General features: G+C 53.8%; 9 protein-coding genes. 7 read left to right on the forward strand and 2 right to left on the reverse strand.

From position 1 onward, the window contains the following. Positions 1-34 precede the first annotated feature (34 nt). From BST81_RS05080 to BST81_RS05100, 5 genes are all read left to right on the forward strand, one after another. Positions 35-712, forward strand: coding sequence for a glutathione S-transferase (locus BST81_RS05080; RefSeq protein ID WP_253188088.1), 678 nt, complete (start codon positions 35-37; stop codon positions 710-712). 76 nt (positions 713-788) lie between these two features. After that, on the forward strand, positions 789-1079 hold the full coding sequence (locus BST81_RS05085) for a glutathione S-transferase (protein WP_075597464.1): 291 nt from the start codon (positions 789-791) through the stop codon (positions 1077-1079). Between the two features lie 296 nt (positions 1080-1375). After that, positions 1376-3682 carry a 1,4-alpha-glucan branching protein GlgB gene (glgB, locus tag BST81_RS05090; protein ID WP_075597465.1) on the forward strand — a complete coding sequence of 769 codons (2307 nt, stop codon included), beginning with the start codon at positions 1376-1378 and terminating at the stop codon, positions 3680-3682. A gap of 508 nt (positions 3683-4190) precedes the next feature. Then, positions 4191-5132, forward strand: a complete 942-nt coding sequence (locus tag BST81_RS05095; RefSeq protein ID WP_075597466.1) for a pentapeptide repeat-containing protein — start codon at positions 4191-4193, stop codon at positions 5130-5132. Between the two features lie 12 nt (positions 5133-5144). After that, entirely contained in the window at positions 5145-5888 is a 744-nt protein-coding gene (locus BST81_RS05100) for an HAD-IA family hydrolase (protein WP_075597467.1), read from the forward strand. Here BST81_RS05100 and BST81_RS05105 read toward each other — a convergent pair. Continuing rightward, positions 5875-6093: a hypothetical protein gene (locus BST81_RS05105; protein WP_075597468.1), complete on the reverse strand. Its 219-nt coding sequence runs from the start codon at positions 6091-6093 to the stop codon at positions 5875-5877. The two genes, BST81_RS05100 and BST81_RS05105, sit on opposite strands and share 14 nt — an antisense overlap. 247 nt (positions 6094-6340) lie before the next feature. Between BST81_RS05105 and rpmB the strand changes: the two genes are divergently transcribed. Beyond that, the gene (rpmB, locus tag BST81_RS05110) at positions 6341-6577 is read left to right on the forward strand and encodes a 50S ribosomal protein L28 (RefSeq protein ID WP_075597469.1); all 237 of its coding nucleotides are present in this window, start codon (positions 6341-6343) and stop codon (positions 6575-6577) included. A 325-nt stretch (positions 6578-6902) separates the two neighbouring features. On the opposite strand, the gene BST81_RS05115 is transcribed toward rpmB, so the two are convergent. Continuing rightward, entirely contained in the window at positions 6903-7217 is a 315-nt protein-coding gene (locus tag BST81_RS05115) for a hypothetical protein (protein ID WP_075597470.1), read from the reverse strand. A gap of 977 nt (positions 7218-8194) precedes the next feature. On the opposite strand from BST81_RS05115, the gene hpsA reads away from it, so the two are divergent. After that, positions 8195-14944, forward strand: coding sequence for a hormogonium polysaccharide biosynthesis protein HpsA (gene hpsA, locus BST81_RS05120; protein ID WP_075597471.1), 6750 nt, complete (start codon positions 8195-8197; stop codon positions 14942-14944). Positions 14945-14955 lie beyond the last annotated feature (11 nt).

Here is a 14955-nt window from a genome sequence, read left to right on the forward strand (position 1 = left end):
TCACCTGACAGGGCAGTCACTTTAGTAGCACAGTATGCAAACCATGCTTCTGTTGCAATTCAGCACCTCTCACTACTGCCGTAAGGCGCGGCTGGCACTGGGCTATAAACAGATTCCCTACCAGGTTCAAAACCTGGTTCCTGGACTCCATGCCCTAAAACTCAAACCCCTCACTGGTACCACCACCTTACCAGTACTCCTACCTCAGATTGCAGGCCAGCCCGCCGCGATCGGTGACTCCACCCGTATCTTTGACTTTTTGGAGTCCCACTGTCCCACCCCTGCGCTCTTCCCAACCGACCCGACCCTGCTCCGATCGGCCCGACTCTTGGAAGACTGGTTGGATGAAAGCATCGGCACCGCCACTCGATTTATCTACTATGACTTCCGGACCCAGGAGGGTCGATCGATTGATCCCTCCTTCACCAGTCAACTAGTGATTCGAGTCGTGCGATCGCAATACAATATCAACTCAGCGACGGTAGCCTTGGCCTCCACCCGTCTGGCCCTGGCCCTGGAAGAACTCGCTTCCCGGTGGCAGGAACAGCCTTACCTGGTAGGCACAAGCCTGACCCTGGCCGACCTAGCCGCCGCCGCTCTCCTCAGTCCACTGGCCTTGATCCCCGCTTATCGCCAGGGCCATCCCTGGCTATTCGAGCGGATCAGTCAGGTCCATCATCAATGCCATGAACCTTTACCCCCTGGTCTGTAAAACCCTGGACTTCATTTGTTCCCATTCCTAAATAACTGTAGGATCACGGTGTTAGCGATCGCGATCCAAGCTACCCATGCACACCCGCATTTCTCCGCCTTTCCTCATCCTCTCACTCTTACTCTATTTCTCACCCATAACCCTGGCCCTGCCTCCCGTAGAGGATACGCCGGAGGAGGTTTTGCGGGCCGAAATTATCACAGAAGCTCGCTCACCGATCGATGGTCAGGCCCTGACGGCAGCCGAGTTCGCCGAATTAGAGGCCATGCTTCAGGTTGATGCCCAAACGATCGTATCCACCCGAATCAGGCAGCAGGTCTTCTTGCTCCGCATTCGGAGAGCCCTGCGCACCCTGCTCCCCCTGTAAAAACCGGACGAAGCCTGAAGTAGAAACCTTCTGCAAAAAGACTCCACTAAAGGCAGAGACCGATTAATTGAGACTTTGGCAATGATTTGGTAGGGTTTAGTACAGTTACTTAATTAAGCTTTACATTCCAACCGGAATGCATTGAATGCCAGCTCAAAATAGGAATGCAACACTAACCCTGGTTAAGACCCTTTCTCCAGTGTCTGAACAGCCAGGATGGGTTTCATCCCGCCAGAGTAAATTGACGGCAGCTCTGTTTTCAATTCAATAACTTCACTTTAAGGATAGGTAGGTTTATGACCCTGACGATTGCCCCTGAGCAAATAGACCGAATTGTTGGGAATCTGCATCAAGACCCCTTTGAGGTTTTAGGTCCCCACCCGGTCACGCAGGATGGCAATACCGTTTGGGTTGTCCGCGCGTATCTGCCCAATGCCGATGCAGCCTGGGTGATTCGCCCTGAAGAACGCACAGAACAGGCCATGCAGTCCGTTCACCACCCCCACTTTTTTGAATGCGTCATCGATACTCCAGAACTGGCAAACTACCAGCTCCGGATCAAAGAGGGGGAACATGAGCGCGTCATTTATGACCCCTATGCATTTCAAACTCCTTTCCTGACTGATTTTGACATTCATCTCTTTTCCGAAGGCAATCACCATCGGATTTATGAAAAACTCGGGGCCCACCTCACAGAAGCCAATCATGTTAAGGGAGTTTACTTCGCGGTTTGGGCTCCCAATGCCCGCAATGTTTCTGTTCTGGGTGACTTCAACCACTGGGATGGCCGCAAGCACCAGATGAGAAGAGGGCCAACGGGGGTCTGGGAATTGTTTATTCCTGGTGTTGGCGAAGGAGACAGCTATAAGTACGAAGTCAAAAATGAGGCGGGGCACATCTATGAGAAGTCTGACCCCCATGGCTTTCAGCAGGAAGTTAGGCCCAAGACAGCCTCGATCGTCACCAATCTGGATTCCTATACCTGGAGCGACTGGGATTGGATGGAACAGCGTCGTCACCACGATAGCCTGACTCAGCCCATATCCGTTTACGAAGTCCATCTGGGTTCCTGGCTGCATGCGGCTTCAGCCGAACCAGCCAAACTAACCAATGGAGAACCGGAGCCAGTTGTGCCGGTGTCCGAGTTAAATCCAGGCGCACGGTTCCTTACCTATCGAGAACTGGCCGATCGCCTGATTCCTTACGTTAAAGATTTGGGCTTTACCCATGTCGAACTCTTGCCGATCGCAGAGCATCCCTTTGATGGATCCTGGGGATATCAGGTCATTGGCTACTATGCCTGTACCTCTCGCTATGGCACCCCCCAAGACTTCATGTACTTTGTTGATCAGTGCCACCAGAACGGCATCGGGGTCATCGTGGACTGGGTACCTGGCCATTTCCCCAAGGATGGCCATGGGTTAGCCACCTTTGACGGAACGGCCCTCTACGAACACGCCGACCCCCGCAAGGGAGAGCACAAGGAATGGGGGACTCTGGTGTTCAACTACGGTCGCCATGAGGTCCGGAATTATCTGGTCGCCAATGCGCTCTTCTGGTTTGATAAGTACCACATTGATGGAATTCGGGTGGATGCTGTTGCCTCCATGCTGTATCTGGATTACTGCCGCAAACCAGGGGAGTGGGTCACAAACCAGTATGGGGGGCGGGAAAATATTGAAGCTGCCGATTTCCTGCGTCAGGTCAATCACGTCATTTTCAGTTATTTCCCTGGCATCCTCTCGATCGCCGAAGAGTCTACGGCATGGCCGATGGTTTCGTGGCCAACCTATGTCGGTGGTTTGGGCTTCAACCTGAAGTGGAACATGGGCTGGATGCACGACATGCTGGACTACTTCCACATGGATCCCTGGTTCCGCCAGTTCCACCAGAACAATGTAACCTTCAGCATCATGTATGCCTTCAGTGAAAATTTCATGCTGGCCCTGTCCCATGATGAAGTTGTCCACGGCAAGAGCAATATGCTCGGTAAAATGCCAGGGGATGAATGGCAAAAGTTTGCCAATCTACGCTGTCTGTTTACCTATATGTTTACCCACCCCGGCAAGAAAACCCTGTTCATGAGCATGGAATTCGGTCAGTGGAGTGAGTGGAATGTCTGGAGTGACCTGGATTGGCACTTGCTGCAATACGAGTCCCACCAGAAGCATTTGCAATTCATTCGGGATCTAAACCGCCTCTACCGGAGTGAACCCGCTCTCCATAACCAGGATTTCTCCTTTGACGGTTTTGAATGGATCGACTGCAGCGATAACCGCCATAGTGTCGTTAGCTTTATTCGGAAGGCCAAAGACTCGGAAAACTTCGTAATTACGGTATGCAATTTCACGCCCCAACCTCACTCCCATTATCGGATTGGGGTTCCAGAGGCAGGATTTTACACCGAAATGTTTAATAGCGATGCCCGTCAATATGGCGGCAGTAATATGGGGAATTTGGGTGGAAAATGGACCGATGAGTGGTCTTACCACAATCGACCTTATTCGATCGACCTTTGCTTACCTCCGCTTGGCGTCCTGATTTTGAAGCTCGATCGGCAGAAAACTTTAGAAGCGATGAAGCCCAAAGCTTTAGAAGAATAACCCTTGACAGTATTTTTACTGATAGGGAAACTTCACCCTGATGAAGGCAGTTTATAGATGTGCAGCAGATGTGTAGACCCCGATCGGATTGAAATACCCTGAAATGAGGTGGGCTTGCCTCCTCCCCGACTGGGCCGTGACCCTACCAGTCCTCCGATCCTGGAGGAACCGTCGATCCTGACCCGCCCACTTCATCTCCCATGACCCAATTCCAACGAATATCCGTCTTCCCTTTTAAGGATGATCTGGGAAAACTTGAGTATCTTTAGACCCTCGCAATACATCCTGTTACAAAGGCTTCTTAAAGAGACTGAATCTAGGGTTTCAGTAATCTGAAGGTTACTGGAAGCAGCTTCGGACTGATATTCTAGAAGCAAGGAAGGTGAGCAAAACATCTTTACTCACGCTTTGTCAAGGGTATTTTGAGGGCTTCTACCCCCCCAAAACATTTCGAAGCGATGTCAGGCGACTCTACTGCAGGAGTCAGTTTTCTGAGGGGCGTAAATTTATGAATGCCAGCGAACTTCTTAACCGCTATTCGGCAGGGGAAAGGGACTTTACGAGAGTCAGCCTATGGGGGGTTATTCTGCGAGAAGCAGACCTCCAGGGCATCAACCTGAGTCAGGCAGATCTCAGTGGTGCAAATCTCCATGGTGTTAACTTAAGCGGTGCTAATCTGAGTGAGGCCAATCTGACTGAAGTTGACCTGAGTGGGGCAGATCTGAGTAGTGCAAATCTATCCAAAGCTGATCTAGATAGCGCGAACCTACGCTGGACGATTCTAACCGGGGCCAATCTGGCTGAGGCCAGTCTGCATCGAGCCCTGCTGAGTAAAGCCCAATTGGCGGGCGCGAACTTGACGGAAGCAAATCTGAATGGTGCTAATCTCTGGGTCGCAAACCTAAGCAAGGCTGTCCTCAGTCGAGCCAGTTTGAAAGGGGCCAATCTGAACGAGGCAGACCTGACCGAGGCCAACCTTTGGGGAGCCAATCTCAATAGCGTCAGCCTGGTAGGTGCCCATCTACAGGGAACTAACCTGAGAGGAGCCTTTTTGTGTGAAGCCCTTTTAAGTGCTAATTTAAGAGGGGCCAACCTGAGTGGGGCCAATCTGAGTCGTGCGATCGTAACCCAGGCTAATTTACAGGAAGCCATTTTAAGTGAGGCCGACCTGAGTGGTGCAAACTTAAGTTCAACTAACATGACTGCAGCCAAACTCAGGGGAGCCAACCTGAGTGAAGCTGATCTGAGCCAGACAGACTTAAGTGAAGCCGTGCTGGTTGAGGCAAACCTGGCAGGAGCCCGATTCAATAACACCAATTTAAGTCGAGCCTTATTACGAGGGGCCGATTTGCGTGGGACGGATTTGCGTCAGGCCCTGTTGGAAGATACCAACCTGAATGGGGTCAATCTGCGCGGCACAACCATGCCTGAGAAAAAAATCCGCCAGTAAGGTTTGTACGCTATGGGTCGGCCACAAGTCATTTTCCTGGATGCAGTGGGTACGCTCTTTGGGATCAGAGGCACTGTCGGCGGGATCTACAGCCGCATCGCAGCATCCTTTGGCGTCACCCTATCCCCAGCAGTTCTGGACCAGTCCTTTCGTCGTAGCTTTCAAGCTGCCGGTCTCCCTGCTTTTCCAGGCGTGGCAAGCCATGAAATCCCGACTCAAGAATTCCTGTGGTGGCAGGCGATCGCTTACCAAACTTTCGAGCAAGCTGATGCCCTGGCCCAGTTTTCTGACTTTGAAGCCTTCTTCAAGGAACTCTTTGCCCACTTCGCTACAGCAGATCCCTGGATCGTTTATCCCGATGTCATTCCGGCGCTTCATTTTTGGCGTTCTCAGGGCATTGAATTGGGTATCCTGTCCAACTTTGACTCTCGCCTCTATGTCGTTCTGGAACACCTGAACCTGGCCCAATTCTTTACCTCGGTCACGATTTCCACCCAGGTTGGGGCGGCCAAACCCAGTCCAGAAATTTTCACGATCGCCCTGGGACAACACCAATGTCCAGTGGAGGCCGCATGGCATATTGGAGACAGTCGCTCTGAAGATTACGAAGGTGCCCTTAAAGCTGGGCTACAGGGGTTCTGGTTGCGTCGAACCAGTTCTCCCATACCAGACAGAGCCATCTCGATCGACCCAGAATTCCCCGAAATACCACCGCCTGCCTCCATCCGCGCCCTGACGGACATCACCTTTGCTTAAACTGCTGACCCTGCATGGGAACAACTGGAGCAGGCTGGAAAGTCGGTCGGTAAGGAATGCAAGAGCGGACCTGACGACTTCCCCGCAAAACTTCCAGGGTAGCTCGACAATCTGGGCAGTTCCAGATTTCCACTGCAAAAGCAGGATCAAGAACCTCAGGCCGGGTTTTGGTCGAGAAACAGTTGGAACAGGTCGGTCTTGCCATAAAAACACACCCTTAAAGAAAAATAAAAAAGTTAATGCTTCAGAATTTATCCTTGAATCTCATTCCATAGAGAGAGACAAATCGCCTAAATCCCTCAGCCATTGTGGCTAAATCCATGGAGTCCGGCCTGATCCCCCGAATCCCAGATCGGGACTGGAATCCCTAGCCCGAAAATAGGATCCACTCCCTTAACTCATGTATAATAAGGGTTTGCAATTTACAATTCAGGCGATCGTTGGAGCTGCTCATGTCTCGCAAATGTCAACTCACGGGTAAGAAGGCGAACAATGCCTACGCTGTTTCCCACTCCCATCGGCGGACCAAGCGCCTACAGGAAGCCAATCTCCAGTGGAAACGCATCTGGTGGCCTCAAGGCAATCGCTGGGTCAGATTGCGACTGTCCACCAAAGCAATTAAAACCCTGGAGCACAAGGGCCTGGAAGCAATGGCCAAAGAAGCTGGCATTAATTTGAATAAGTTTTAAGGAAGTTTTGGCTAGAGGGTAGTTTCTCGTCTCCATCAACTACTCCTCAGCCTTCCTACAAACACGGGCTCTTCAGCATCGGGTTTGGCGGTTAAAACTACTATTAGGGAAGCAAGGCTACGGAAGCAAGGCCCGCTAATGCGGACTTTGCCGATTTGATAAACCGGCCTGGGCCGGTTTTGTTCTGATAGCTGACGGCTAAAGTCGTCAGAACCATAGCTCAAAGCAGCCCACAAAAGCGACCCCGGTTTCCCTTGAAGACTGCCTGGGCTCAGTGGTGAAGGTTAGAAGCCGGGGTTTTGCAGATTTTCGGACCAGATCGCAACTACTTTTTCTTGCCAAATAACCCGCCCATAAAACCAGATTTCTTAGCGTTCTGGTTATTAACCATCTGTTGCCATTCTGGCTGAGTTTGCTTCTCTACCCTGCCCATGAACTTGAATTTCTCTACATCATCAATCTGCAGAGTATAAAGCTTTTCCAGCAACGTATCCGCTACGGTCGAGTAATCAACATCGACATTAGAGGGTCGGTTGATCACAATATTCAGTTGCTCCTTGGCCTGATGCACCTGAAGTGTAACGTTATAAGGGCGGACTGCAAATTGCAGCAGTTCCACGATCTGATCATTGATAGCCATCTTTAAGTCTCCAGGCTCACTGATTCTAAATATTGAAACGTCTCATTCAATATTACGCGATGTCTCGCTGTCTGCACTGAACCGCCCCAGAGGTTCTCTAACCAGGTTTACCAAAATGGGAGAGATTGACAGGGGATTGCAAAGCCCCTGCGATTCATCTACGGGGATGTAGCAAGAGAGCATCCCAGTTTTGCAAGGTTGCCCTCATCCCCCAGCCCCTTCTCCCAAAGAGGGAGAAGGGGAGCCAGGTTCAAAGTCCCTCTCCCGTTCTGGGAGAGGGATTTAGGGAGAGGGCTACAAAAGTGGGATGCACTCTGTAGCAATCCCCCAAGCCCGTTGGAGCGGTGAGCGGAAACGGACAACCTCTATTCAAATCAAGCCATTGGTTTGGACAAGTCGGCTGGTTGAAGGAGGAACCCCCTGGCTTTAGCGAAGCGGGGCCACGGGAAGGATGTCAGCAGACTTGCTATCACGGACCTCTCTTTACTGAAGGGGTATCTACCTCAAACATTCTCTTTTAGCCCTTTTCCAAACCCCTTCAAGATTACTTGAGGTTTGTGATCCAGATCTTAGTGATAAAGAATTCGCCTACCTTATAGTCAAAGCAACAACCTAGTAATAGGTGTTTACGATATCACTTTTGATCTGTTCTCGGTTGATGCATTAAATCTTGTCTTTGTTACTGGAAATGTCGATTTTGTCAAAGTTGTTGATAGCAATTTAGGGTGTCAGGGGTAAACTAACGTATCGTTTCCCTCCCGGACCTGTATCTTGCTTCTATCATGCTTTAGACAAGTCCATCTGATTACAAGAGAACACAAATGCCCGCCGGGTTATTGATGGATACCCTGTTCATATTTTTCATATTACTTAAGCGTTTGGAGATGAATCCGGTTAACAGTTAAATTTACCTGACCATCATCTACCAGTTCCAGAGTTTTTCTACCAGCCTCCCCTATTTTTCGAGAAGTGCAGCCATGGTTACCCGTGATTTTGAGAGATTGACCCAAGAAATCTTCAGACAGGCTCGTAAGCTGGCGAAATCCGTAACGAAGAGCTTCTTCCACTGGCTCCTCCGCAGCTTAATGATTTTGAACCGGCAGGCCCGTTATGATCAGTCCGGCTTCGTTCTGCCAGCAGTGGCGATGGTATCTCTTGTGGTCGTCCTGCTAACCCTGACGATCACCGCAAGATCCTTCGATCGGGCCAAAGTCGCCACCAATGTCCGGGTGAATGAAGTGGTACTGCGCTCTACCATCCCAGCAGTGGACCGGGCCAGAGCCAAACTTCAGGCCCTGTTCTCCGATCCCCTGCTCCCCCGAGGCACCCCGTCTGACTTGGACTTCCGCAACGCCTTGAGCAAGGGAGACCAGTTGAAGAAGTACACCCTGGGAGACGAAGTTCCGCTCCGCCTGGTGTACGACATCGATTTTGGCAGTGGTAAGGACAATGTCATCAAGCGTCTTTATGCCACTGATGCTTCCAAAAACCTGACTGAAAGCGACAGCAAGAAGGAAGAGATTACTGACTCTGCCTGGAAGTTCCCGATCGACACCGACAACGACGGAAAGTTCGACACCTTCACTTTATATAGTATTCAGTTCCGAACACCGCCCGATCGGACTCGCCCCAGAAGCCCGATGGAAGCCAGGGCTCTGCCTCAAGATAATTCCGTGCTGAACAGTGCCTGCGCCAACACCAGCGCCAGTGGTTCCGCCGCGTCTACAGGGGCCGGTGACTGGACCAGACAGGGATCCCAGTTGCGGAAGAGCTTCTTTGTCTATGTGGCGAATGTCCCAATCACGAAAGCTCAGGCCAGCGCTGAAAATACGAAGCTGGGCAAAACCTATTACGAAGCCTTTGAGGGCAGCACTGCCTTTGCAGGGCTCGAACTCCAGCAAGACCGAGCCCAAATCCCACTCAACAATAACGCGGTCTGGGCCGAGGAAGACATCTCCCTGACCGTGTTGCCAGAAATCCGGATTAACGGTCGGGTCCACACGAACGGGAACCTGGGGGTAGGCGGAAACACGTCTGGTGCCACCTACTTCTATCAGGTCAGCAGCCCCTACTCTTGTTTTTATGATCAGGAGAACTCCAAAATCACCGTCGGTGGCAACCTGACCGATAGCAGTGCCGACCAATACACTGATCTAACAGATACCAGTGAAATTCACCGCTTCAATGGCACCAAGGAAGTGGCCGGGGTGAAACCTGCTCCTACCGGTCAGACTACCACTGAGGGGATCACCTCTACCACCCGATCGGTCGCATCGGCCAGTGGTAAGGTTGCCTCCACCAACAGTGCCGCCTTCAACGAACGGCTTTCTCTCCTGATTCGGGCTGCCCTGAACGTCCACGATACAGATGGGGACAACACCGCCCTGCCCAAGGATCCGGAGACGAACAAGCCGATTCCAACCGTGGATAGTGTGAAGAAAACGGACGAGTTTCCGGCTCAGGTGAAGCAAAACTTCGAGAAGAAACTCAACGATAAGAACAACAGTATTCCAGCCCGACAGCTTCTCTCCAATGAACTGGAAACTTATTTCCGAGAGCGGATTCGCCGGGTTCCCTATGCGGAAGTTGCGTCCACCAGTAAGACCGCCAGTGATGTTGCCATTTACAAGCTGGGGACCACCACGCCCTATGTCGATGACAAAACGAGCAATAACTTTGTCTTCGGTAAACCCATAACCAACCCCATTGCGCCTCCCAGCGAATGGATGTCCATTCATGAAACCCTGACCGCAGTAGACCTGAATGTAGATACCGCTAACAAGCTCCTCTATCCCCTGCAGACAGAGCCCAGCCTGCAACAGAATAACGGGGATCCAAAGGAATTCAACCTGGGCGATCGGGTGCTGGTCGGGAACCACCTGCCCCAGATCTGGGCCAAGTTCAAGACCGACCCGGCACCGCCATCGGGTGGCTTCAGCGATTTCGATGCTGCCAATGGCTTCGTCAACCTAGGGGACAAGCAGCCGGTTTACATGAAGGATGCGACGGCGGCCAATAAAACCTCCAAACAGGTGGAATGGAGCAAAACCGATGGTACGGCTCAGGGCACCCAACGCCAACGCCAGAGCCAGATCGACATTCTGCCTGACCTGGGTTCAACCGAGCGGGGCGGATTCTGGGAAGTGGAAGCAGCCCGGATGCCGAAGCCTGATGAACCCGTGGGTGGTCTGCGGGTCATCACCGGAGCCGGGATTTTTGTCGATGACTTGAGCACTGGCCTGGAGCGCACCAAATCTTTCCTGCCTGCCCCCACCCTGACGGCCACGGTGACAGGCAACAAGGATGCTCTAGAACCCCCCAAATTCACCACAGCCAAAGTCACCTCCGGCAACGACAATATCGTGGTCTGGCCCGACTCCATGCCCATGACCGGTGGACCTGGCAAACTGGATCTCAAAGGGGACCTGCAGATGCGGTCTACGGTGGTTTACCACTATGCCGCCGATAGCACCAAGACGATTACCCCGCTGGATGGGGGTGTGGTAGATACCAAGCGCCTGCCAGTCGCTTGTATCAGTAGCTACTATGACCCGACCAGTGCCGAGACGGGTCGGAACATGAAGACCTTTAATGGGTACTCCCTCCCAGATGTCAGCGGGGGGATGGACATCACCACCGACAACGCCACTTTTACCCTGGGAATGCTGGCCAATGGCAATAACCCAGATACGGATCCCAGTACTGCTGGTGTGCTCGATCGGCCCGACAACGCAACCGCTGACCCCCTGAAGAATGGGTCCAATGTGGTCATTGGCAGTGGTCTGGGGGCCAAGTCCAACAACGGGGTCGTCTATCCTGCACCCTACACCAACGCTGGCGGACGGGATTCTGCCATCGGCACCTACCGGACCTACCTGGACCGGCAGGCCCGCCTCGTCTATCCTGATGGTCGGGTGGTGAACCAGGCCCTGCGGGATGCCCTCAAACGCTACGACGATAGCACCACGGACAACGAACTGTTGCAGGATTACTCGGCCATTGACTCGGCCATCTGCTCCCTGAAAATCCTGCTGGATACAAGCTTTACCCCTGCCGCTAGCCCCCCCATCCCCCACGGGGCGATTAAGGAAGCCACCCTGTTGAATGGCCGGGAAGTTCGTTCCCTCAATGCCCTGGCCTTCAATGCTCCCTACGGCAGCAAGACTGCTGGCCGCCCCCTGGCCTCCCAGCAACTCGACCTGCAGAATGCCCAGATTCGGGAAGACCGGAGCAAGCCAGCGACTGATGCGGTGGGGATTAATACCCTGTTTGACCTGCCCCTAGAGCACCGCCAGCCCCTAGAGGTGCGGCTGACGGAGCTGGATATGAACCTGCTGCGCCGGACCAAGATTGGCACCCCAACCAATGCAACTGCCAATAGCTCCAGCAATAACCAGGAATACCTGCTACCCAACAGTGGCATTATCTACGCCACCCGGGATGACGCCCTGCCCGATGCCAGCTACTGCGATACCTCCGCAACGGCCCTGAAGCCCTATTGCTTCACCACAGATGCCAGTTCCCAGTCCCTCGTCAGTTCCACCGACCTGCTCCTTGACCCCAGCCGCCGCCCCCATGGGCTCCGCCTGGTGAATGGGGCGGACCTCTCCCGGGAAAGCTTCTACCGCTTTGCGGAGAAGGGGATGACCCTGGTCACCAACCTGCCCACCTATATCAAGGCAGAATCAGTTTCCTCCTCCTCTCCCCTGGATATTGATGGGGGCTTTAACCTGCACAAGGACCCCACCCAGCGCACCACCAAGAACAGCCTCTCGATTCATCTCCTCAGTACCACCACCCTGCGGGAAGAATTTAAGGACTATCTGGTGGCCCAGATGACCACCGACTGGACCAATTTCTACAACCGCAAAACCCTCAACCCCAGTTTCGCCTGCCGCACTAACCAGACCAATACCTGTGGCACTGGCGATCAGTGGCGGGCTGCCACCATCATCTCGGATGCCCAGACCCTGCTCTCGGCCAACTTCATGGATGGCTTCCGGGACCAAGGGGACTATGACCTGCGGAACAACGCCTACAATGACCAACTGAATCAGTACCTGAGCCAAGGCTTCCTGCCCAACAACTTTCTGAGTAGCTCCCACTGGGTCTTCTCCACCAATATCCCAAACACCAGCAGCAACACCAACCGCAACAACGACTACTATTTCTCTTCCACTGACCCAACCCTGCCCTATATCCCTCGGTTGATGCCCACGGCCACCTATCCACCCCCCTACATGAGTAGGCCCAATCCAGGAGCCACCTGGGCAGCCACCGATCGCTATCAGCCTTACAAGTATCGGAACTCCTACGTCAACAACGGGGTGACGCCGATTCAGCGGCGGATGAACTTCAGCGAATACCTGATGGAAACCTGTACCAGGGTTCCCGTCAGCGAATGTAAGGTCAGAGAATGGGATTCCACCAATAACGAGTGGAAACCAGGGGATTGGCTGGTGAATGATGCCGATCGGGCCTCCGATCCAGAAGTAATCGGGAAGCGGCTGAACGTGATCACGAAGGATCAGACCCCCGCCTCCGGAGCCGTGGCCATCTACTCCGGCACCACGGCTGTCCCTGCCATTCCCGAATGGCAGCGTTACCCCCGCCGGGTGGCCTTCCTGCGGGATAACCGGGAGAAACTTTCGGATGGCAAGAAGAATCCGAATCGCTTCGGCCTGATTCTGGAAGGGGAATCCACCAAGCGCTGTAACGTAGTGCCTGTAGACAACACGAAGTTCACGGAGTTTACGACCCTGCCCGTCACCATTGACGGCTACAACTTTGTCGATGTCACCGCGATTACCGATGCCAATGCGGCCACCACCTTACCTGATGAGGATGAGTGCCGACCCATTCCAATTGGGATCAAGGGAGAGAACACCACGGCCAGCTATACCTTTAATAGCGCTATTCCGGCCATCTATGACGCTGCCACCCCCGCTCTGAATCCCTCCACCACCGGGATCATTCGACCCTTCCCGATCGGGAGCAACATCCGCGTCGGCAACACCATGTACTGTGCCCAGGGTCGCATCTGCTATAGCAATACCTTCCTGGACACCATCACCTACGACCCAGACATCACCACAGCCACCAACTCCTCTGGCTTCGTGATTCCGGCTGGCAACCGGACTGCTGCCAACGGCTTCCGAGATCGGTCCAACAGCAACTTCCCCCGGATGGCGAACAAGGCCCTCTGGTTCTCGGTGGTAATGGATATCAACACCGCCAGCCAGTACACGGGCGGCCCCACACCAACCCCGAAACCGGCCACCCCAACACCCACCTGGACGCCGACGCCGAAGCCGACGCCGAAGCCGACGCCAAAGCCAGCCACCCCAACACCCACGCCGAAACCGGCCACCCCAACGCCCACGCCGAAGCCCACCCCCACCCTCGGACCTGGTTCCTACCTCCCTGGCGAGACCCGGGTGGCCGCCGGTACTGGGCAATCGGGAACTCAACCCGCAGGACCCCATCCTGCCCTGGTTGCAGCCCGACCCACAGAATCCACCGGTTTAGGGGGCCTGGTGAACCGCTTCCTGTTCGGCGCACCGGCCCAGGCTACCGAGCCTCCGGCCAGCGTACCGGTCCCGGAAGCTGTTGTGGCCAATTTGCCAGATGACTCTTTCCTGATGGCAGCCACGCCCCCAGATTCCCCCGCCCCCTCGGTAGAGCCAGTACCTACCGCTGGCACCAACATGAACTTCTCCCAACTGGTAAATGGGCGCTATGACAAGCGGGGTCCAAGAGAATCTGGAGGGGCCAACAACAGCCGGGCCGGGAAGCTTCGCTCCCTGTACATCCATCGCATGCCCCTGTTGAGTGACAGTGATCCAACCACCTGGACAGGGACTAAAGATGGCATTGACCTTGCGGGTCAACCAGTTCTGACGCCGGTGCTGCAAATTCACAATCCCAACGGGGATGCTAACGACTATGGGGGTTGTAGCGGTGGCGTCTTCAGTGGCAACATGATGTTTGGGGAGGCGGTCAACTCCATCAGCAGTTGCGGCTCCTCCATCAACATGACCCAGTCCTGGGTGCAGGTTGCTTCTGAATCCATGTTCAACGTGGTCAGTGTGGCGGGTAGTTCTCCGGCCATGGCTGGAACCCCCGGCAGTGACACCAAGTACCGGGATACCAAGTCAGGTGGAGGTTTGCAGAACTTCCCCCGCTTCCTGGAAGCCTGGAGTGACAATACAGGATCAATCCCAGCCCGAATTAGCGGCAGTCTGATTCAGTCCAAAGCCAGTGCCTATGCTACTGCGCCCTTCCAACCTGTGGATGAATCCCAGCGAGCCTCGGCCTTCTTTACCGACACCACGACTCCGGCTCCGTCCTCTGATTACACCAATAACTACAGTAGCTTTGCAGGTGAACGGACCTACCGCTACCGGGGCGGCGTTGTCGGTGGGATTGCCTCCTACTACCTGGCACCGAAACGGTACTGGGGTTATGATGTGGGTCTACTGTCCCAGTCCCCTGACCTGTTTGCCCAGCGATTTACCAAACCCTCCACCGATCGACCCACCGAGTTCTATCGGGAAGTCAGTCGGGAAGATGCCTGGGTCAAGATCCTCCTCTGCGCTGGTCAGCGGAAAGATCCCACCAGTGCCACCACAGACTACGAGTATGCTATCGATACGGTGCTGCATCCCAAGAAGTTTGGTTTAACCCCTGGCAGCGAGTGCAGAGCCCTGGCTGACTATAAGGATTAGGAGGCATAACC

The organism is Leptolyngbya sp. 'hensonii' (genome assembly GCF_001939115.1).
GTDB lineage: Bacteria > Cyanobacteriota > Cyanobacteriia.

What these genes read in the sequence shown, in the direction of transcription:
- BST81_RS05080 (WP_253188088.1), top strand. Translation starts at nt 35, where the DNA reads ATGCAAACCATGCTTCTGTTGCAATTCAGCACCTCTCACTACTGCCGT.
- BST81_RS05085 (WP_075597464.1), top strand. Translation starts at nt 789, where the DNA reads ATGCACACCCGCATTTCTCCGCCTTTCCTCATCCTCTCACTCTTACTC.
- glgB (WP_075597465.1), top strand. Translation starts at nt 1,376, where the DNA reads ATGACCCTGACGATTGCCCCTGAGCAAATAGACCGAATTGTTGGGAAT.
- BST81_RS05095 (WP_075597466.1), top strand. Translation starts at nt 4,191, where the DNA reads ATGAATGCCAGCGAACTTCTTAACCGCTATTCGGCAGGGGAAAGGGAC.
- BST81_RS05100 (WP_075597467.1), top strand. Translation starts at nt 5,145, where the DNA reads ATGGGTCGGCCACAAGTCATTTTCCTGGATGCAGTGGGTACGCTCTTT.
- BST81_RS05105 (WP_075597468.1), bottom strand. Translation starts at nt 6,093, where the DNA reads ATGGCAAGACCGACCTGTTCCAACTGTTTCTCGACCAAAACCCGGCCT.
- rpmB (WP_075597469.1), top strand. Translation starts at nt 6,341, where the DNA reads ATGTCTCGCAAATGTCAACTCACGGGTAAGAAGGCGAACAATGCCTAC.
- BST81_RS05115 (WP_075597470.1), bottom strand. Translation starts at nt 7,217, where the DNA reads ATGGCTATCAATGATCAGATCGTGGAACTGCTGCAATTTGCAGTCCGC.
- hpsA (WP_075597471.1), top strand. Translation starts at nt 8,195, where the DNA reads ATGGTTACCCGTGATTTTGAGAGATTGACCCAAGAAATCTTCAGACAG.